The sequence below is a fragment of the Buttiauxella gaviniae ATCC 51604 genome (assembly GCF_001654835.1).
Taxonomy (GTDB): domain Bacteria; phylum Pseudomonadota; class Gammaproteobacteria; order Enterobacterales; family Enterobacteriaceae; genus Buttiauxella; species Buttiauxella gaviniae.
The window spans coordinates 1-378 of sequence record NZ_LXEP01000111.1; the positions used below are offsets into that span (position 1 = coordinate 1).

1 pseudogene is annotated in these 378 nt (G+C 53.4%); it reads right to left on the reverse strand.

Going from position 1 to position 378, the window contains the following annotated elements:
• Positions 1-363: pseudogene (locus M977_RS23960) on the reverse strand (hypothetical protein); the annotation flags it as partial.
• Positions 364-378: the final 15 nt, after the last annotated feature.

The following is a 378-nucleotide window of genomic DNA, read 5'->3' on the forward strand; positions in this document are numbered from 1 at the left end:
AGGGACTCCAGCCTGACCCAGGCTGTAACTCAATGCTGCCCCGTTGCTCAGCGTCAGGTCGCCATTAACGGTCAATGTACCGGGTTGAACATTGTTGCCACCCGGGGCCAGGGTTCCCCCATCTGCCACGTTAACCACTCCGCCAATCGTTCCGTTGCCGGCTAAGGTAGCACCTGAGTCGACTTTAACCGTCGAAGTAGAATTACCCAGTGAGCCATTCACATAAAGCGTTGCATTATTATTAACCGTTGCCGTTCCACTGTAGGCGTTGCTCGTTCCGCTCAGCGTCTCTGCGCCACCATTAATATTAAGCGCGCCACTCCCGCTAATTGCCCCTGCATAGGTATCTGCAGCATTTGTCAATGTCAGCGCTTTATT